Genomic DNA, 18592 nt, shown 5'->3' with positions numbered 1-18592 from the left:
AAGCCGCGTCTCATCTCAGGCGCGGCTTTTTTGTGGGTCAAACCGATTTCAGGTCACCTGCTGTAACGCGCACGCCGACCGCATCCAGATCCGCGATCATCTGGCTTTCCGGTGCGCGGCTGGTATTGGCCTTGATTGCATCAAACCTTTGCCGCAGCGCTTTTTTCTCTTCGCCTTTGCAGTCGTTCCACGGACGTCCCTGGAGCCCCATGACAAGCACGTAGTAGCCGATGAAATGCGGCTTGGTTCCGGCCTGCAGCAGACGCGCATAAGCCGCGTCCGGGCCGATCTCGCGCAATTGCTCGGCCGAGTGAATGCCCGCACGCGCACAGGCCTGTTCGACGGCCGGGCCTAGATTGCGGATCGAAGAGACTGGCTCGCTCATGCCTTTGTCTTAGCGATGCAGTCACCCCCTGTCACCCGGCAAAGTTGGTTCAGCGTGCGCTTGATCGGCAGCAGGTTTCGCTTGTGTCGAGACCTCAAGAGTGTTCCGATGACCTCAAGCTGTCAGTACTGGGGTGTGTGGGTGACAAAATGGTTGTGGAAAGAAAGACAGCAAAAACTGCTTCAGGTACGAAGGGCAAGACTCAGGAAATTAATATAATTCGAGCTTTCGGAGAGGGTAACTGCGTTCAGAGGAATGTCGAATTCTACGCGCATGATGAGTTCGAAACATCGAAAAAAGGCTGGTCATGAAGAAGGGCGCGCCGTCGTTCTTTGTTCTGCCCGGCGGAGCGGTCGAACAGGCGCTTTCTGGAACCCTGACTGGGTTGGAGCTTATTGACCAGACGCCCGAGCGCAGATTTGTTCTTCTGGATTGCCACGATCAGTCCTTGCGTCGCTCAGGTCGGTTGTTGATCGAAACCGAAGGTCGCCTGCTTTTCTTTGACAACACCGGCCGGTCCTGCGCGCAAAATGCAAAAGGCCAGGGGCGGTTCGTTCAAGACTTGCCTGATGGTGAAGTGGCCCAAGCCTTGGTTGGGTTTCCACAGTTACGTGCGCTCATACCGATTACCGAAGGCCGAATGCGCCAGAGCGATTTCGTGTTGCGGGATGACCTGCAAAAAACCAGGCTGCGCGGCAAGGTTCTGACGCTGTCGACCGGTGAGCTTCAGGTTACGGCGCTCTATCTGCAAAGGCTCAAAGGAAATCACCGCGCGTTTGCAGAAACCCGAAACGCCCTGTTCGCGGATGCAGGTGCGGTCACAGGTGTCAAAGCATTATTTGATGCCCTTATGCCCGGACAGCTGCCATATATGGCGAAACCCGTGGTGGAATTGACTTGCAATGAACCAGCCGCGCAGGCCGCCACAGAGATCATCCGCACCTTTCTGAAGGTCGCCCGCGCCAACGAAACTGGTGTGATCGCTGATCTCGACACTGAATTTCTGCACGATTATCGCGTCGCGTTAAGGCGCATTCGTTCTGTGATCAGCCTGTTCAAAGGTGCTTACTCCGAAGCTCAGACCACAGAGCTAAAGACGTGTTTTTCTGATCTTATGGCCCCGACCGGTCGGTTGCGGGATTTGGATGTCTACTTGTTGGAAAAAGACCTGTTTTACAATCTTCTACCGATTTCTCTTCATGCAGGACTTGATGAGATGTTTTCCCGGTTTCAAGCCGAACGCAAGGCAGAGCTTACACGGCTTAGACGCAGGCTCCGTGGTGCCTCATACGCGAACCATATGGCGCATCTGGAACATTTATTCGAAGATGCAAACCACCTTGAGCCTGGCCCAAATGCGGGTCTTGGGGCTTATGGCTATGCTTGCGCGCTGATCTGGAAACGCTATCGAAAGCTGTGCAAACTGGCGCGCTCCATCACGCCCGAAACCCCGGATGCGCAGATCCACGAGCTGCGCATTCGTTGCAAGAAACTGCGTTACCTGATGGAGTTCTTCGCTCCGCTTTTCCACAAAAGTGCGTTCAAGACGATCATCAAGCCTTTGAAGAAACTTCAAGATAACCTGGGAGATTTCAATGACTGCTCGGTACAGCAAGTCAGTTTGCTGGCCTTTGCTGCGCAGCAGGATGACGTCCAGCTTAGCTTGGCCGCAGGTGGGTTGATCACTGTCTTGAACCAAAAACAGCAGGCCGAACGCAACCGCATCATGGCGAACTTTCAACACTTTGACAGTGCTGAGATCCGCGATCTTTTCCGGTCCCTCTTTCATCACAAAAAGGGTTGAGGGCGAATTATGGCTGCTGGGTATAGCTTTTGGGTCGACGCGGACGGGGTCAAGTGGCCGCATCGCGGTTTGCCGACCTGCTGGCAGATACTCAAGGTGCTGGAAACTGTGGAAAGTGTTGGTAAATGAGTACCGAGATCGAACGAAAGTTTCTTGTGCGTGCGCTGCCAGACCTGACCAAGGCAAGCAAAGCCATTGTGCGTCAGGGTTATCTCACGGCACCCGAGGACTCCGCCGAACTGCGTTTGCGGCAAAAGATCGACCGCTTTTACCTGACCCTGAAAGGGCTCGGCGGTCTGGTGCGCGTGGAGCGTGAGGCGGAAATCACTGCGGAACAGTTCGAGGTATTCTGGCCCGAAACCGAAGGTCGGCGTGTTGAAAAGCACCGGTTCACCGGCAGGTTGCCGAGCGGGCATATTTTTGAGTTGGACATTTTTCACGGCGCCCTGTCTCCGCTGCGTCTCGTCGAGGTCGAATTTCCGTCAGAAGTTGCGGCGCGCGCCTTTGACCCGCCTGATTGGTTTGGCACCGAAGTGACAGAAGATCCGCGCTATCGGAACAAGACCTTGGCCAGCAAGGGCCTTCCGCGTTAGGGCGACTTAGCCAACTGCAGCGTGGTTTCCAGGCCGGGGTCACAGTTGCGGGCGACGAATTTGCCGCCGTGCATACGGGCGATGGCCGAGACAAGGGCCAGGCCAAGTCCCGCGTTCCGCTCGGTCCGGGCCGGATCCAGAGTGACAAAGGGCATATGCAGCCGGGGCAGGTCCTGTTCGGGTACGCCCGGCCCCTGATCGCGCACGCTGAGGCGGGCAAAGGCGCTATCTTCGGCAATCTCGATTGTGATCTGCGACCCGGCGGGTGAATAACGCATGGCGTTTTCCAGAAGGTTCGACAGCGCCTGCGACAGCAGCGGGCGGTGCCCCTGAATGGGCGCGGCTGTACCGGTGACCGCCAGCCGGATGCCCTGATCGGCGGCCACAGGTTCATAGAGCTCGACCGCATCCGCAACCAGTTGCAGCAGGTTGACCGCTTCAAACTGCTCGCGGCCCAGCCCGGCCTCTGCCCGAGAGATTTCGGTCAACTGGCTAAGGACTCGCAGAAGATGGTCGATCTCGACCGAGGCACGGGCGATATCAACCTCGCGCTCTTCATCTGTTTTGCCTGGCCCACCCAGCGACGCAATCCGTTGCCGCAAGCGCGACAGTGGTGAACGCAAATCATGGGCGATTGAATTGGAGGTTGTACGCAGGTTGCTGATCAGTTCTTCGATCCGGTCCAGCATGGTGTTCAGCGTGCCGGCGACCTGATCGAACTCATCCCCGGTTCCACGCAGGTGCATCCTTTGGCTGAGATCGCCCGAAACAATGGTCTCGGCTGTGTCGGCGATGTCCTTGAGACGCGAAAAGACCAAGCGGGTCAGCAACCACCCGGTCAGCAGGCTGAGCGCCAAGGCCGCCCCCAAGGCCAGAACCACCGAGCGCAGCAGCACCCGGTCAAACTGTTGCCGCGCCAAGGCGTCACGGCCTACCAGCAGCCGTTCGCCTCCAGTCAACCGGACCGAGGCGGCGGATATCGGCACCAGCTGATCGGTATCCAGTTTACGCAGTTGCAGCTCAACCCAGCCGCTACCGGCCGATATGGTGTCGGGCCAGCGAAAAAGGTTTCCAGCCAGCCGGTTGCCGTTTCTGTCGGCCAGAAGATACACCGCGTCGCGTTCAGAGGCGCTTGGCAGGCGGCGTTCGATGGCGGCCATCAACCCTATCAGCCCGCGGCGTTCATATTCGTCGGCCAGCCCGGTCAATTCCGCCGTCACGACCGAGCGGGTCTCACCGGTAATCGTACGGTTCGCGGTCACATAGGCCACCGCCAGAACAGTCGCTGTCAGCAAGGTGCTTAGCACCATGCTGGCCAGTACCAGCCTTGTGCGGGAATTCCTCAGCGACCTGCGCAGATCAGTCATCCGAAACCATATACCCCGCGCCGCGGACGGTTTCGATGATCGGGTCTTCGCCACCTTCATCCAATTGGCGGCGCAGTTTCGAGATATGGACGTCCACCACATTGGTATTGGGGTCAAAGTGATAGTCCCAAACGCCTTCCAGCAGCATCGTGCGCGACACCACACGGTTCTTGCGACGCAGGAAATATTCCAGGATCTGGAATTCGCGCGGCGTCAAAGTGATCTCACGCTGCCCGCGCGTGACTTTGCGGGTCAGCAGATCCATTTCCAGATCGCGGCAGGTGAGAACCGCCGTTTCCTCGGATTCCTGTGGCCTGCGCAAAAGAGCCTCGATCCGGGCGTGCAATTCCTGGAATGAGAATGGCTTTACCAGATAATCATCCGCGCCCGAATGCAGACCCTTGACCCGTTCTTCAACCGCGCTCATCGCGGTCAGCATCAGAACGGGCGTCTTCAGACCCGCCGCGCGTAAGGATTTGATCAAGGATAACCCGTCCAAACCGGGCAGCATACGATCCAATACAATAGCGTCAAAGCCACCATCGGTCGCGTGATACAGCCCCTCGCGGCCATCAACGGCGGTTTCAACCGCATAGCCTTCTTCGCTGAACCCCTTGGCAATGAAGTCGCGCGATTCAGCATCATCTTCGACAATCAACAGGCGTCTGCTCATGGGTGGGGTTCCTTTCACTCGTGATATAAACATAGTTATCCTTTGAAAAAAACAGCCGGGTGCCGCTGCGGCACCCGGCTGCCCCGGGGGACACGTGGACAATCCGTGCGCCCCCGGGTAGGCGCGCCAGATCTCCCCATCACGTGGCGCGCTCTGGGCGTGGGTCAGGCAAGCTCGACGGCGACGAAAATCTGATTGCCGCCCCGATTGATCAGCATCAAGGCCGGGTCGGTCTTTTCGCTGTCCAAAGCCGTCTGCAGTGCGTCCGGCGTCAAAGTGTCCTGATTGCCGATCCGCACGATGACATCACCGCGTTGCAGGCCAGCTTTTGCAGCAGGGCTGTCAGGCTTCAGATTGGTTACCACCACTCCATCCACCGTTTCGGCTACACCCATCTCGGCACGCGCGGCCTCGGTCAACGGCGCCACAGTCACACCCAGAGCGCTATCAGCCAGTTTGTCTTCGGCCACGGCAGCCGGGGTTGCCTCAGCCGATTGGTGCTTGCCGATGGTCAGGTTCAAATCCTCCTCCTGACCATTGCGCAACACTGTGATCGTGCTGTCGGTACCGACCTTGGTGGTCCCCACCAGGATTGGCAGATCACTGCTGGTGCCAACGGTTTCATCGTTGAAAGAGACGATCACGTCACCTTGCTGCAGAACACCATCGGCGGGGCTGCCGGGGACCACATCCGAAACCAAAGCGCCCGAGGCCGTGTCGATTCCGATTGCAGCCGCCAGTTGCGGGCTGACATTCTGGATCGAAACGCCCAACCATCCGCGGCTGACCTCGCCATCATCGCGCAGATCGGCTGCGATATGGTCGACGATGTTCGATGTCACCGCAAAGCCAAGTCCCACGGATCCTCCGCTGGGCGAATAGATGGCCGAGTTCACGCCAATCACTTCACCGTCCATGTTGAACAGCGGACCGCCCGAATTGCCTTTGTTAATGGCCGCGTCGGTCTGAATGAATTCGGCATAGGGCCCTTCGGAAATGTTGCGGCCCTTGGCCGAAACGATGCCAGTGGTCACGGTTGAACTCAGGCCAAACGGGTTGCCAATGGCCACCACGTCCTCACCGACGCGGATCTCATCGCTGTCGCCCAGCTTGACAGCAGGCAGAGTTTCGCCCGCATCAATTTTCAAGATGGCGATGTCGGTCAGCGGGTCTGTACCCACGATCTCAGCCTCGAACTCGCGGTCGTCGTTCAGGCGCACGGTGACCGTGCTGGCATTGTCGACAACGTGGTGATTGGTGACGATATAACCGTCCTGATCCAGCACGAAGCCAGATCCCAGGCCTTGACCCGGACCGCGGTCGGGCATGTTGAACCCTTCGGGTCCACCAAACCGCTTGAAGAACTCTCCAAACGGGTGGCCTTCGAAATTGAATTCCTGTCCTTGCGCCGGGGTGGGCGCGGTCTTTTGCTCGGCCAGAATGGTCACGACCGAAGGCTGTACGGTCTCGACCAGATCTGCCAGCGCCTCGTCAGCCAGGGCGGGGATCGCCGTGCTGGCCAGCAAACTGGCACCGAGCGCACTGGCGCCTACCCATCCGGTTGTGCGCGGGAAAAGCAAAGAGGATTTGCGGATGCTCATAATGACTCCTGTTTCGTGTTTGGCGGTTGGGTCCGCACTTGCAGCAGGAGATGGCATCGCTTTGTTGGGGATTTCTGGAAAAATTGTTAAGAAATCTTAATTTTGCCAAATTTGTCAGGTCGCGCTGACGCTTTGAGCACGCTTCAGACAAGAATCACGATGAAAAGCGATGCTCGAATCGCCTAATTGTTGATCATTTGAGTGTCTATGCGGCAAAAACTTCCTTTTGGTGCGGGATAAGCAACAAAGAGACAACGATTCAGCGCGTCTCGAAAAAAATCAACTCAAAGTTGTGCTCGCTATGGTGTTTCTCGGTGTCAAATTCAAATTACACAATTCAACCAAAGAAATAAGGAGCTGATCTTGATGCCTGATCAAGGGCAGGTGGCGTTTGATTTGGGCCTGCACAACTTTAACGGTAATCAGCGAAAATCTGTTGTTGCTCAAAAACCATCCGGAAGTCCTTAAAAAAATCGATTTAGAGCATTTTTGCATTGTCTGCATAGGTCGGATCAGAGACGATAGGGATGCCCAATCGAGGGGGGCCTTAGACACTAGGGGGTGTCGACGGCATTATTTAGTTACCCAGGGCGCTGAGCTGCTTGTTAACGAGGGGGTCTTGTTTAGTTTCGGCAGTGTTCGTTCGGAGAGCTGTGGCTGCTTTCTGACGGCGCTTTTGGAATAGGTGAAAGTGGTAGTCTTGCTTTGGGCGACGGCCCGGTCAGTTTTGACCGGGTCGTTTTAGTTTTGAGCTAAGCCTGCCTATCCTCCCGCCAAGCGACCCAGTCTTCGGGTGTGTCCAGATCCAACGTGGCGTGCCGTCCGGGCAGGGGTTCAAGGTGCAAGCGGTCTTTGTGGTTTTCCAGAACACTGCGCGCGCCTGTGTCACCCGTCAGGGTCAAAAGCTCGGGCAAAAGGTCTTGGTGGAAAACAACCGGATGACCCGGCGCACCGTGCTGGTCGGCACCGCGCCAGATCAGCTTGTCGGGGTGGGGCTTTACGCAGTCGCGAATTCTTTGGATATCGGTGGTGGTCAGATCGGGCAGATCTGCCAGCAGGATCATCACAGCGGGTGCGTCAGGACCTACATGCTCTAACGCGCCGCGAAGGCTGGCATTCATGCCCTCAGCCGCGTTGGGGATTTCGACGGTCTGCACATCCAGCCCGTCTAGCGCGGCGTAACGTGGGTGCGGTTGCGGAGGCAGGGCGGCGATCACCGGCCCAACGGTCAAAGCTCGCTGTGCGGTTCGACGCAACAGAGGTATGCCATCGACCTGTTGCATCAGCTTGTCCTCACCACGCATGCGGCTGGAGCGCCCTGCCGCCAGAAGGATGATGGGAATTGAGGTCATACCCGGACCATGCCGCCAAGAGCGCGGGATGTCATCCCCGCATACGCGCGCCATCCGCATCAAACAACGGATCTGAGATTACCTTGGCCGGGCGCATCTGCCCCAAAATCTCGATCTCGACCTTGGTGTCGTCCATGGCGCGTTCGGTCGGAAGGAAACCCATGGCGATCGACTTGCGGGCATAGTGAGAGTATCCACCCGAAGTGCAGAACCCAACGACCGCTCCGTCCAGCCAGATGGGTTCATAGGCGTTCACATCTGCATCTGCGGCGTCGACCTCAAAGGCGACCAGCTTGCGGGCCACTCCGTTGTCCCGCTCTGCTTCGGCCACTGCGCGCCCAATGAAGGGGGCGTCTTTGCCGAAGGCGATAAAGCGATCCAACCCGGTTTCAGCGGCTGTGTAATCGGGCGAAAACTCGCGCATCCAGGACCCAAAGAACTTGTCCAGGCGCAAGCTCATCATTGCGCGCATGCCGAACGGGGCGAGGCCAAACGGTTGGCCTGCTTGCCACAAGGTCCACCAGAGCTGACGTTGCGCCATCGGGTCGCAATAGATTTCATATCCCAGATCACCAGTGTAGCTGACGCGCTGCACGATACAGTCGGTCATGCCCACCGTCATCCGGCGCACGTCCAGAAACTTGAAGTCACTCAAGTCATCCCGCGTGCAGGCTGCCAGAACGTCAGTTGCCTTGGGCCCAGCAATCTGAAACCCGTTCAGTCGGTCACTGATGTTTTCGACATCCACACCTTCTCTCAGATTCTGCAGGAACCAGCGCATGTGAAAGGCTTGACTGCCGTAGGAGGCGGTCAGCCGAAACTCGGTCTCTGACAGGCAAGAAACGGTGAAATCTCCGATCAGCTTGCCCTTATGCGACAGCATTGGTGTCAGCGACAGGCGACCGGGTTTGGGAATGCGTCCGGCCATGATTTGATCAAGCCACGCACGGGCCGCAGGGCCAGAGACCCGGTATTTTCCGAAATTGTGGACCTCGTTGATGCCAACGCCGTCTCGCACAGCGCGCACCTCGCGCCCCGTGGCATCAAAGGCATCCGAGCGGCGGAATGAGGGTGTTTCATATCCCGGCTCATCCCCTTGGGCGAAGTAGTTGGGTACCTCCAGCCCGTATTGCTGGCCCCAGACCGCGCCCGTGTCGCTGAAAATGTCATACATCGGCGTGGTGCGGTTGGGCCGTGCGGCAGGAAGTTCTTCGTTCGGATAGGCGACGCTGAAGCGCTTTTGATAGTTTTCGATCACTTTGGGGCGCGTATAGCCGGGGCTGATCCAATCGCCAAACCGCGCCACATCCATGGCAAAGACATCGCGTTCCGGTTCGCCTTCGATCATCCACTGCGCCAGCGTCAAACCAACGCCGCCACCCTGGCTGAACCCGGCCATCACGCCGCAGGCTGACCAATAGTTGCGCACGCCTGGAACCGGACCAACCAGAGGGTTCCCGTCCGGTGCAAAGGTAAATGGCCCGTGAATCACCGATTTGACTCCGGCCTCGGCCAGTACAGGAAAGCGGCGATAGGCGAATTCGATACTGTCGGTGATTTTGTCATAGTCATCGGGCAGCAGTTCGTGTCCAAACTCCCAAGGAGTTCCATCAACCGCCCAGGGTTTGCAGGGCTGTTCGTAAAAGCCGATACACAGCCCGCGTCCTTCCTGCCGCAAATAGCTTTCACCGGCCGGGTCCATCACATGCGGATGCTCGCCGCCCGCGTCGATGATGGCCTCAATCTCGGGGATCGAGTCAGTGACCAGATATTGATGTTCCATCGGGTGCAGAGGGAAATAGATACTTGCCATGGCGCCCACTTCACGCGCCCAAAGACCACCGGCATTAACTACGTGCTCGGCATGGATCGTGCCCTTGTTGGTCACCACATCCCATGTCCCATCGGGGCGCTGATTGGTTTCGTGCACCATGCAGTGCGTCTCGATCGCAGCACCACCCATCCGGGCTGCTTTGGCATAGGCGTGCGTCGTGCCCGACGGATCCAGATGCCCGTCCAGCGGATCATAGAGCGCGCCCAGGATGCCATCGGTGTTGGTGATCGGGGCGATTTTCTTGATCTCATCGGGGCCAACGATCTCGGTTTCCAACCCCATGAACCGGTGCTTGGCCCGTTCGGCCAGCAGCATGTCGAACCGGTCCTGATTGTCGGCCAGCGTCACACCCCCCACATGGTGCAGGCCGCAGGACATGCCGGTGATTTCTTCCAGTTCTTTATAGAGACGAATGGTATAGCCTTGCAGCGCGGCCATGTTGGTGTCGCCATTGAGCGTATGAAACCCGCCCGCCGCGTGCCAGGTCGAGCCGCTGGTCAACTCGGACCGTTCCAGCAACATAACATCCGACCAACCCAGCTTGGTCAGGTGATAGAGGACCGAACAACCAACGACTCCACCGCCGATGACCGCCACGCGGGTTTGAAGTTTCATGCAACTCTCCGATATTGTTGGCGTCAGTCTGCGCGGCGGCGGTCAGAGCGCAAGACGAAAAACGACAAAACATGTCGTAGATCGCTGTGGGCGAATTGGGGCCACGAGCGGCGCGGCAGGTAACTCCGGGCCGCGCATGGCTTGCCGCAGTTCAACGTGAGTTTACAAAGGACGGATTTTCAGCCCGGTGATCCGGTTGCCTTCGCGCGCGGTGACCTCGAACCGGAAGCCGTGGAACGAGAAAACCTGACCAATGATCGGGATCATCTGAGCTTCGTGAATGACCAGCCCCGCCAAAGTATTTGCTTCGTCGTCGGGCAAAGACCAGTCCATCGCGCGGTTGATATCCCGAATGGTCATGGCGCCCTCGGCCAAGAACTGTCCGTCTTCGGTGCGGGTGATGGGCAGGTCTTCGTCGATATCGAATTCGTCGGCGATCTCACCCACGATCTCTTCCAAAATATCCTCAAGCGTGATCAGGCCCCGTAGCGAGCCATATTCGTCGACCACAAGCGCAAAATGGCTGTGCATGCGCAGGAATTCACGCATCTGATCGTCAAGCGTGGTTGTTTCCGGTACGAAATAGGGATCGTTGGCGACCTTGGCGATGTCAAAGCCGGTGAGACGATCGGTATTGCCGTCACTGCCACCAACCTGCGCATACATGGCGCGGAACAAGTCCTTGGCGTGAACGACACCCACGATGTTTTCCGGCTCGTCCCGAAACACGGGCAGGCGCGTATGTGGGCTTTCCAGACACTGTTTCAGGATTGCCTCGGGCGCGGCGTCGGCATCGATCATCTCGATATTCGAGCGGTGCAGCATTATTTCTTCGACCGCACGATCGCCAAGATCCAAAGCACCCAGGATACGGTCGCGGTCTTCCTTTTCGACCACGCCTTCGGAATGGCCCAGTTGCAGAGCACCCGCAATTTCTTCGCGCACGGCCAGAATGTTGCTATCGGGGTCGATCTGAACGCCAAACAGGCGAAGCACGCCGCGCACCAACAGCCGCACTGCGGCTACGATGGGCGAAAAGACAGTGACCACAACGCTGATGATCGGGGCCACGGCTGCGGCGGCTTTTTCCGAATTGGTGATGGCATAGGTCTTGGGCAGAACCTCGGCAAAGATCAACACCAGCAGGGTCATCACCAGTGTCGCCAGCGCCACGCCGCTTTCACCGAACAACCGGGTGAATAAGGCCGTGGCAAGCGAAGCCGCCAGAATGTTCACGAGGTTATTGCCCAGAAGGACCGAGCCGATCAGACGTTCATTATCGTCGGTGATTTCCAGCGCTTTCTTTGCCCCGCGCGAACCTTTGTCGGCCTGGGCGCGCAATTTCCCGCGAGATGAAGCTGTCAGCGCGGTTTCCGATCCCGAGAAAAAGCCGGACAGAAAAAGCAAAAGCAAGATAGCGCCTGAGGTAAACCAGAATGCGCCGTCGATCAGAGAGGATGTGGGTTCCATCGGTCCTTGGTTGTTGGTGTTTCTGCATCCGTTATGGGGATGCGTCCCCCTTGGATCAAGGGGTTAGCCCTTGTTGTCTGGGTCTTTCGCCAGCGGGTGATGTTCCAAAACCAGTTCCGCCAGCCGTTCGTCCAGAACATGCGTGTAAATCTCGGTCGTGGCGACATCTGCATGTCCCAACAGGGTCTGGATCGAACGCAAATCCGCACCATTGGCCAGAAGATGCGTAGCAAAGGCGTGGCGCAGGGTATGTGGGGTGACCTTTTCTGTTGGTACACCACCGCTGATGGCCAGTTCCTTGACCAGCAGAAAAAACCTGTGCCGGGTCAGATGCCCTGACTTGCCACGGGAGGGAAATAGAAACCGAGACCGCTGCTTGCCTTTCGCAACGGCTTCGTCTTCAGCCTCATCCCGGGCGCGCAGCCAATCAGCCAGTGCATCCCGCGCGGGTGGCGACAGAGGCACCATCCGCTCCTTGCCGCCTTTGCCCAAGACAAGCAACATGCGCGGATCACCCCGCGCAGACGAGACCGGCAGCGAAACCAGTTCGGTCACGCGCATTCCGGTGGCATAGAGCAGTTCCATCAAGCAGGTGTTGCGGACCCGATCAGCGGGGCTGCGTCCGGTTTGGCGAGCGGCGTCCAGCAATTTGTCGACCTCGGCCACGTCCAGCGTTTTGGGCAAGCGTTTCTGGCGACCAGGCCCTTTGATCTGGATCGCGGGGTTGGTGTCGCGCCAGCCTTCCTCAAAAGCAAAGCGATAGATCTGTTTGATCGCCGACAACCGCCGCGCCCGTGTTGATTGCGACAAACCCTGAGCGTCGCAATCGATCAGGTAACCTTCGATCTGGTCGCGGTCGGCTCTGGCAAAGTCGGACCCTTGTTTATCCAACCAGTCGGCAAAGTCCTTCAGGTCACGACCATAAGCCAGCAACGTATTGGTCGCGGCCCCAAGCTCGGCGGCCTGTGCCTCTAGGAAAGTCGAAATCCATTGATGCTGTGCGGCCGGTGCTGCCATGGTCAGGCCCCGCCCAGGATCAGAACCTGAAGAGAGGCGCGGCGCGCGATGTCTTCGAGCCCAACGCGGCGGAAGGTGGCAATAGCGGCGGTGAGGTCAACCAGATTGCCTCGCGCTCCATGGCCAAACAGCATCATGGCTTCCAAAATGGCTTCGCCCAGTTGGTCATTGCTCAGCATGGCGTCGATGTCGGACGGTATTGGCGCAGACCAGGCAAAGCCTTCGGCGATGGCGTCCGCCATGGGCGAGGGGGAAGGCGCGCGGCCCGGTGCACCCTGCGCCAATGCCGCCAGGAACGGGTTCGATGTGGGGCCAGAGGGTGCGACCTTAGCGGCGTCCTCGTAAAGCTCTGACAGCAAAAGAACGCGCCACCTCAAGTTTTCCACATCGCGGTCGTCCAATCGGTATGCGCTCAGACGTTGGGCAAATAGCTCAGCAAAGGGAACCTGCAGACCAACTCGGCTGAGTTGTTCCCAAACCTCGGGCAAGGCCTGCTCGATGGCTTGCGTATCACCCGATTGCAGCGCTTTCTCGAACCGTTGGACGGCAGCAACGCGATCCCAAACCGCGCCCGAGGCCGCGGGAGATCGGTCGGTATAAAGCCCCAGCAGGCGATTGGGTGTCAGCGCGCCGATCCGGGTCAGTCGCTCGGCGGCTTCGATCTGTGCTTTCCATCCCGCGACATCCCTCAAATCCGCGTTTGCAAAGGCGCGCGGCAACGGGGCCGAGGGCAGACGTTCTCCAATCGCCTCAAACAGGCGGAAGGTCAGCGGATCCGGATCTTCAGGCTGTGGCAGATAACCGGCCTCTTCGAACAATTCAGGGCTGAGAAACCGATCCAGCAAGTCCAGTTCCTCTGCTGGCAGAAGCTCAAGCGCATGCGCGGCCTCAAGTGTCAGCGCTGCCGATGGCCAATCGCCACGCCTGGCTTTGCAAAAGATCTGCGCGGCATAGTCCCGCGACAGCCCGGGTTGCGCGATCAGGGCCGAGCAGCTGCGATCTTCGTCCCCGGTCAGAAGCGTGGCATCGAACCAGCGTTGAAACCTGTCCAAACTATCGGTCGGTCCAGCCAGTTGAACCAGCGATTGCGCCGGATCGGCCGCACCCAATTGCATCAAGCGATCCAGCCGCGCCAACAGCAGCTTATCTGGGCTGTCGCTGTTCGATGGAGGGCGTGCCTCGGTCAATAACAGCGTGAACAGTAACCGTTGCATAGCCGGATGCTCGCGTACGCGGACGCGCTGCAACAGCTCGGCCAGCCGTTCCGCGTCACTATTCTTCCAAAGGTTAACGGGCAGCCCGGTGACCGAAGATGATACCAGCCCCACGGGGGGTGAAAGCGTTTCCAGTGGCACGACCTCGATGGAAGGCTGCCCACCTTCAAGCGCGACAGGCGGTTCTAACAACACTGTGCCGGGCAGGTTCTCGGGCTGGGCAGTCAGCCAGTCAATCGCCGAAAGCGGTTGCTGTGCCTGCGCCGGTCCGGCCAAAACAATCGCCAGAAAGGCAGGTTTAATCTGCATCCAGGGTGACCGGCTCTCGTATTTCAGTTTGCGGTGCTGAAAAGTCGACACCGAAAAAGGGACCAACATAGGCATAGCCCACCAGCCCAATGAACCCCAGACATATGACGTAGAGCAGAAATTTTAACAAACGGCCCATTGTTCGACGCTGCCTCTATTTTTGGTTTTGACCAAGTTATAACTGGCATTTTCCTCAAGATCACGTCATTCACGATGAAATGAGCGAATTTAAGCATAATACGTCCAGTGTCGAGTTGGCGCCGTCTTATAGCCTGCACAAAACCGTTGTTTTGGTGGGCATGATGGGGGCTGGTAAAACCGCTGTGGGGCGCGCTTTGGCGGCTCGGTTGGGCGTTCCGTTTCTTGACAGCGATGCCGAGATCGAATCGGCGGCCAATATGACGATCCCCGAGATCTTTGCGCGGGATGGTGAGGCGTTTTTTCGTGCCAAGGAAAGCCAGGTGATCAGCCGTTTGCTGAGCGAAAAGAAGGGCATTCTGTCCACCGGTGGCGGCGCTTTCCTGACGGAAAAGAACCGACATATGATCACCGAGCGTGGCGTGTCCGTCTGGTTGCGCGCGGATCTGGAGGTATTGTGGAACAGGGTGCGCCACAAGGATACGCGCCCATTGCTGCGTACTGAAAACCCCTATGCCACCCTGCGTGCGCTGTACGAGGCCCGCGTGCCGATTTATGAGCAGGCCGATCTGATCGCCGAATCTGACGGAGATACGGCAATCGAAGACATGGTTGACCGGGTCCTGAGATCTCTGCTTACGCGCCCGGACGTATTGGAACGAACCTAAATGCATCAAACCGTACATGTAGACCTGGGCGCGCGCTCCTATGACGTTGAGATCGGCCCGGACCTTCTGGCGCAGGCCGGTACCTGGATCGCGCCCTTGCTGCCGCGCCCGCGAGTTGCTGTGTTGACGGATGAAACTGTCGCAAGCCTGCATCTGGAGGCGCTGCGCGACGGCTTGGCCTCAGCAGGGATCGAGATGAACTCTTTGGCTTTGCCTGCGGGGGAAAGTACCAAAAGCTGGCCACATTTCGAACGCGCGGTCGAATGGTTGCTGGCCGAAAAGATCGAGCGCCGCGACGTGGTTGTCGCTTTTGGCGGCGGTGTCATCGGCGATCTGGCGGGTTTTGCTGCGGCAGTGTTGCGGCGCGGTGTGCGTTTTGTTCAGATCCCGACCTCTCTGCTGGCGCAGGTCGACAGTTCGGTCGGTGGCAAGACAGGGATCAACGCGCCGCAAGGTAAGAACCTGATTGGCGCATTCCATCAACCGTCGCTGGTGTTGGCGGACACTTCGGTTCTGGGCACACTTACGGCCCGCGATTTTCTGGCGGGCTATGGCGAAGTGGTGAAATACGGACTGCTGGGCGATTCCGATTTCTTTGAGTGGCTCGAACGAAACGGCCCCGCGCTCTCGGCCGGAGATATGGCCACACGTGTTCAGGCAGTCACACGCTCTGTCCAGATGAAGGCCGACATCGTTGCTCGGGACGAGACCGAACAGGGTGACCGCGCGCTTTTAAACCTGGGGCACACCTTCTGTCATGCGCTTGAGGCCGCGACCGGGTATTCTGACCGGCTGCTGCATGGTGAAGGCGTGGCGGTGGGCTGTGCGCTGGCCTTTGAGCTTTCGGCGCAGCTTGGCCTGTGTTCTCAGGAAGACCCAAGCCGAGTCCGGGCGCATCTGAAGACCATGGGTATGAAGACCGACCTGGCCGATATCCCCGGCGATCTTCCGGGTGCCGAGGCGCTTGTTGACCTGATGGCGCAGGACAAAAAGGTGATCGATGGGCAGTTGCGCTTTATCCTGGCACGCGGGATCGGGCAGGCCTTTGTGACAGCGGATGTACCGCGCGAGACGGTTCTGAAAGTTCTCGAAGACGCCTTGGCTGTGCGCTGAGGATCCTCTCTAACGCCCTTGGATCACCATGAACTCGCCGATGTTTTCGAGGGTGATATAGCCGACCATATGCCCGGCTTTGGTGCACACAGCGATGGCCGCAGCACCCCTGTGCAGCTTGTCCAATACTGTGTCGAGTTCTGTTGTTAACGCGACTCTCGGGATGTCGGTCTCCATAATTGACGTCGCCGGGGCCGACCGTGGGCTTTCCTCCGCCAGCGCGGCAAACAGGCGGTTGCGGGTGACGAACCCCAACAGGTCTCCGTTGTGATCCAGAACCGGAAATTCGTGCTGTGTGGTGTGGATGACTGCCTGGGCAGCTGTTGTCAAAGTGTCTTCGGGGGTCAGCGCATGATAGCTGCTGATCATCGCGTCACGGGCCATGACACGGCGGGCGATGGTCCGCATGGCGACATCCTGGCTTTCGGAACCTGCTGCGATAAAGACAAAAACGGCGATCAGGACCAAAACCGGATTGGCCGTTGTCAGACCCAGAAAACCCAAGCCGACGGCCACCATCTGACCACCAAAAGCGGCGATGCGCGTGGCTTTCACACGGTCCATCTTCAGGCATAACAGCGCGCGAAACACCCGCCCGCCATCCATCGGAAAGGCCGGGATCAGGTTGAACAGCGCGAGGACCAGATTGACATAGGCCAGCCGGTTCAACAAAGCGACATGGGGCTGGTCGATCTGGGACAGGGTTTCGGGCTGCATGCGCGCGCCCAGCACAATCAATACAAGCCAGATGGCAACGTTCACGGCAGGGCCGGCCAGCGCCACCAGAACCTCTTGTACGGGCTTTTCCGGCAATCGTTCCAAACGGGCCAGGCCGCCAATAGGCAGAAGCGTGATGTCAGGGGTGCGGATACCGTATCTGCGCGCCATCAGCGCATGGCCAAATTCATGCGCTACAACGCAAGCGAACAAGGCCAGTACAAAAATTAGATTATTGATTGTCGCCGATATCCCACCGCTGGAATAAGCAGCGAAACCAACCCAGGCCAGCAGCAGAAAGAAAGTGACATGGACCCTCAGCTCTGAGCCGAGCACGCGGCCGAGTGAGAAGGACCATGCCATTGATCGTCTCCGTTTGGGTTAGAACGGGATCTCGTCGTCATCAATCCCGCCCGACGCGGGTGCAGGGGCGCTGGACGGCGCGCCGTAAGGGTCGCCATAGCCACCACCGGCCTGTCCGCCGCCGCCATAGCCGCCCGACGCGCCGCCACCTTCGCCACCTCGACTGTCAAGCAAGGTCAGCTCTCCACGATAGGGGCGCAGAACCACTTCGGTCGAATAGCGATCCTGGCCGGACTGGTCTTGCCATTTGCGGGTTTCCAACTGGCCTTCGATATAAACCTTGCTGCCCTTGCGCAGATATTGCTCGGCGATGCGGGCCAGCGGTTCCGAGAAGATTGCAACCGAATGCCATTCCGTGCGTTCGCGCCGTTCACCGGTATTGCGGTCTTTCCAGTTCTCGGATGTGGCAATGCGCAGGTTGCATACTTTGCCGCCATTCTGGAAAGACCGAACCTCTGGGTCTCGGCCGAGATTTCCAACCAAAATGACTTTATTGACTGAGCCCGCCATAACTTCCCTCGTTCTGTTTTGTCTCATCGCGCCCGAATCTGGCGCGTTTTTCCGCCCTGACCCTATACGGCCTGAAGCGCTGTTGAAACACTGGTTCATCAGGCAACTGTGAACCGCAAAATCTTAGCGATCGCTTAACCATGCTTTCATTTTCAGCCGCGATACCTATAATCCACGAAGTTTTTGAGCGAGCAGGAATAGCTTTGATGCGGTATCTGGTTGGCGGGTTCTCTGTCCTGGCCCTGTGCATGACAACGGTCATTGCGCACGCGCAAACCTTGTCCAGCAAAAGCCGCAAGGACATATTTCTGAAACAGTCCAAAGTGCTCGATGGTCGGGCCGCAAGCCAATATCGCGACTCTGAACGGCTGAAGCCGAAAACGCAACGCAGCGCCTTGGTTCAAAGATACAACGGCAACTACAAAGGCCAATATCTTGAACACGCGCGCAAATTCGCCCGCCAGCACAATGTTCCTGAAGAGCTGTTTTTACGCCTGGTTCAGCAGGAAAGCGGCTGGAACCCGCAAGCCGTATCGCACAAGGGTGCGCTAGGGTTGGCGCAACTGATGCCGCAAACCGCTCGGCTTTTGGGTGTGAACCCTCATGATCCGCTTGAGAACCTTGAAGGCGGGGCGCGGTATCTGTCCTGGCAATATCGCAAGTTCAAATCCTGGCCACTGGCATTGGCCGCCTATAACGCAGGCCCGAAAGCGGTCGAGAAATATGGTGGCATTCCACCATATAAAGAAACCCAGAACTATGTGCGAGTGATCTGGGGCAGCTAACCGCGCCAGACCAATGCGATTTTCACGCAGTTTTGGATTTTTGTGGGAAAAGGCCGGTCTGAAG

General features: G+C 58.1%; 17 protein-coding genes. 5 read left to right on the top strand and 12 right to left on the bottom strand.

The features are described 5' to 3' along the window. Positions 1-37: 37 nt before the first annotated feature. Entirely contained in the window at positions 38-385 is a 348-nt protein-coding gene (locus GOV38_RS03550) for a TfoX/Sxy family protein (protein WP_171207638.1), read from the bottom strand. Positions 386-692: 307 nt separating this feature from the next. On the opposite strand from GOV38_RS03550, the gene GOV38_RS03545 reads away from it, so the two are divergent. Then, on the top strand, positions 693-2189 hold the full coding sequence (locus GOV38_RS03545; RefSeq protein WP_171207637.1) for a CHAD domain-containing protein: 1497 nt from the start codon (positions 693-695) through the stop codon (positions 2187-2189). A gap of 125 nt (positions 2190-2314) precedes the next feature. Next, entirely contained in the window at positions 2315-2782 is a 468-nt protein-coding gene (locus GOV38_RS03540) for a CYTH domain-containing protein (RefSeq protein ID WP_171207636.1), read from the top strand. Here the strand turns inward: GOV38_RS03540 and GOV38_RS03535 are convergent. The 9 genes from GOV38_RS03535 to GOV38_RS03495 all read right to left on the bottom strand — a co-directional run bounded on the left by GOV38_RS03535 (position 2779) and on the right by GOV38_RS03495 (position 14373). Further along, positions 2779-4149, bottom strand: a complete 1371-nt coding sequence (locus tag GOV38_RS03535) for an ATP-binding protein (protein WP_171207635.1) — start codon at positions 4147-4149, stop codon at positions 2779-2781. The two genes, GOV38_RS03540 and GOV38_RS03535, sit on opposite strands and share 4 nt — an antisense overlap. Continuing rightward, positions 4142-4822 carry a response regulator transcription factor gene (locus tag GOV38_RS03530; RefSeq protein WP_171098608.1) on the bottom strand — a complete coding sequence of 227 codons (681 nt, stop codon included), beginning with the start codon at positions 4820-4822 and terminating at the stop codon, positions 4142-4144. The genes GOV38_RS03535 and GOV38_RS03530 overlap by 8 nt, the downstream gene beginning before the upstream one ends. Before the next feature lie 164 nt (positions 4823-4986). Then, positions 4987-6423, bottom strand: a complete 1437-nt coding sequence (locus GOV38_RS03525) for a Do family serine endopeptidase (protein ID WP_171207634.1) — start codon at positions 6421-6423, stop codon at positions 4987-4989. 752 nt (positions 6424-7175) lie between these two features. Beyond that, entirely contained in the window at positions 7176-7775 is a 600-nt protein-coding gene (locus GOV38_RS03520) for an NTP transferase domain-containing protein (protein ID WP_171207633.1), read from the bottom strand. 31 nt (positions 7776-7806) lie between these two features. Next, positions 7807-10224 carry an FAD-dependent oxidoreductase gene (locus GOV38_RS03515; protein ID WP_171207632.1) on the bottom strand — a complete coding sequence of 806 codons (2418 nt, stop codon included), beginning with the start codon at positions 10222-10224 and terminating at the stop codon, positions 7807-7809. Between the two features lie 162 nt (positions 10225-10386). Further along, positions 10387-11694 carry an HlyC/CorC family transporter gene (locus GOV38_RS03510; protein ID WP_171098616.1) on the bottom strand — a complete coding sequence of 436 codons (1308 nt, stop codon included), beginning with the start codon at positions 11692-11694 and terminating at the stop codon, positions 10387-10389. Positions 11695-11757: 63 nt separating this feature from the next. Continuing rightward, positions 11758-12711 carry a site-specific tyrosine recombinase XerD gene (locus tag GOV38_RS03505; protein WP_171207631.1) on the bottom strand — a complete coding sequence of 318 codons (954 nt, stop codon included), beginning with the start codon at positions 12709-12711 and terminating at the stop codon, positions 11758-11760. A gap of 2 nt (positions 12712-12713) precedes the next feature. Next, a complete protein-coding gene (locus GOV38_RS03500; RefSeq protein ID WP_171207630.1) occupies positions 12714-14234 on the bottom strand; it encodes a hypothetical protein in 1521 nt (506 codons plus the stop codon). Further along, positions 14224-14373, bottom strand: coding sequence for a hypothetical protein (locus tag GOV38_RS03495; protein ID WP_171098621.1), 150 nt, complete (start codon positions 14371-14373; stop codon positions 14224-14226). The genes GOV38_RS03500 and GOV38_RS03495 overlap by 11 nt, the downstream gene beginning before the upstream one ends. Positions 14374-14452: 79 nt before the next feature. Here GOV38_RS03495 and GOV38_RS03490 point away from each other — a divergent pair, with 79 nt between their 5' ends. Then, on the top strand, positions 14453-15040 hold the full coding sequence (locus tag GOV38_RS03490; RefSeq protein ID WP_171207629.1) for a shikimate kinase: 588 nt from the start codon (positions 14453-14455) through the stop codon (positions 15038-15040). Then, the gene (gene aroB / locus GOV38_RS03485) at positions 15041-16153 is read left to right on the top strand and encodes a 3-dehydroquinate synthase (protein WP_171207628.1); all 1113 of its coding nucleotides are present in this window, start codon (positions 15041-15043) and stop codon (positions 16151-16153) included. A 9-nt stretch (positions 16154-16162) separates the two neighbouring features. Here the strand turns inward: aroB and GOV38_RS03480 are convergent, their stop codons facing one another. Beyond that, positions 16163-17233, bottom strand: coding sequence for a site-2 protease family protein (locus tag GOV38_RS03480; protein WP_171207627.1), 1071 nt, complete (start codon positions 17231-17233; stop codon positions 16163-16165). A gap of 18 nt (positions 17234-17251) precedes the next feature. After that, positions 17252-17743 carry a single-stranded DNA-binding protein gene (gene ssb, locus GOV38_RS03475; protein WP_171098629.1) on the bottom strand — a complete coding sequence of 164 codons (492 nt, stop codon included), beginning with the start codon at positions 17741-17743 and terminating at the stop codon, positions 17252-17254. A 206-nt stretch (positions 17744-17949) separates the two neighbouring features. Here ssb and GOV38_RS03470 point away from each other — a divergent pair, with 206 nt between their 5' ends. After that, positions 17950-18528, top strand: a complete 579-nt coding sequence (locus GOV38_RS03470) for a lytic transglycosylase domain-containing protein (protein WP_171098630.1) — start codon at positions 17950-17952, stop codon at positions 18526-18528. The last annotated feature ends 64 nt before the right edge of the window (positions 18529-18592 follow it).

It is taken from the genome of Ruegeria sp. HKCCA5839 (assembly GCF_013035585.1).
Lineage (GTDB): Bacteria > Pseudomonadota > Alphaproteobacteria > Rhodobacterales > Rhodobacteraceae > Ruegeria.
Note: the sequence above shows the minus strand (reverse complement) of the source record. Positions and strands in the feature narration are given on the sequence as shown.

What these genes read in the sequence shown, in the direction of transcription:
- GOV38_RS03550 (WP_171207638.1), bottom strand. Translation starts at nt 385, where the DNA reads ATGAGCGAGCCAGTCTCTTCGATCCGCAATCTAGGCCCGGCCGTCGAA.
- GOV38_RS03545 (WP_171207637.1), top strand. Translation starts at nt 693, where the DNA reads ATGAAGAAGGGCGCGCCGTCGTTCTTTGTTCTGCCCGGCGGAGCGGTC.
- GOV38_RS03540 (WP_171207636.1), top strand. Translation starts at nt 2,315, where the DNA reads ATGAGTACCGAGATCGAACGAAAGTTTCTTGTGCGTGCGCTGCCAGAC.
- GOV38_RS03535 (WP_171207635.1), bottom strand. Translation starts at nt 4,149, where the DNA reads ATGACTGATCTGCGCAGGTCGCTGAGGAATTCCCGCACAAGGCTGGTA.
- GOV38_RS03530 (WP_171098608.1), bottom strand. Translation starts at nt 4,822, where the DNA reads ATGAGCAGACGCCTGTTGATTGTCGAAGATGATGCTGAATCGCGCGAC.
- GOV38_RS03525 (WP_171207634.1), bottom strand. Translation starts at nt 6,423, where the DNA reads ATGAGCATCCGCAAATCCTCTTTGCTTTTCCCGCGCACAACCGGATGG.
- GOV38_RS03520 (WP_171207633.1), bottom strand. Translation starts at nt 7,775, where the DNA reads ATGACCTCAATTCCCATCATCCTTCTGGCGGCAGGGCGCTCCAGCCGC.
- GOV38_RS03515 (WP_171207632.1), bottom strand. Translation starts at nt 10,224, where the DNA reads ATGAAACTTCAAACCCGCGTGGCGGTCATCGGCGGTGGAGTCGTTGGT.
- GOV38_RS03510 (WP_171098616.1), bottom strand. Translation starts at nt 11,694, where the DNA reads ATGGAACCCACATCCTCTCTGATCGACGGCGCATTCTGGTTTACCTCA.
- GOV38_RS03505 (WP_171207631.1), bottom strand. Translation starts at nt 12,711, where the DNA reads ATGGCAGCACCGGCCGCACAGCATCAATGGATTTCGACTTTCCTAGAG.
- GOV38_RS03500 (WP_171207630.1), bottom strand. Translation starts at nt 14,234, where the DNA reads ATGCAGATTAAACCTGCCTTTCTGGCGATTGTTTTGGCCGGACCGGCG.
- GOV38_RS03495 (WP_171098621.1), bottom strand. Translation starts at nt 14,373, where the DNA reads ATGGGCCGTTTGTTAAAATTTCTGCTCTACGTCATATGTCTGGGGTTC.
- GOV38_RS03490 (WP_171207629.1), top strand. Translation starts at nt 14,453, where the DNA reads ATGAGCGAATTTAAGCATAATACGTCCAGTGTCGAGTTGGCGCCGTCT.
- aroB (WP_171207628.1), top strand. Translation starts at nt 15,041, where the DNA reads ATGCATCAAACCGTACATGTAGACCTGGGCGCGCGCTCCTATGACGTT.
- GOV38_RS03480 (WP_171207627.1), bottom strand. Translation starts at nt 17,233, where the DNA reads ATGGCATGGTCCTTCTCACTCGGCCGCGTGCTCGGCTCAGAGCTGAGG.
- ssb (WP_171098629.1), bottom strand. Translation starts at nt 17,743, where the DNA reads ATGGCGGGCTCAGTCAATAAAGTCATTTTGGTTGGAAATCTCGGCCGA.
- GOV38_RS03470 (WP_171098630.1), top strand. Translation starts at nt 17,950, where the DNA reads ATGCGGTATCTGGTTGGCGGGTTCTCTGTCCTGGCCCTGTGCATGACA.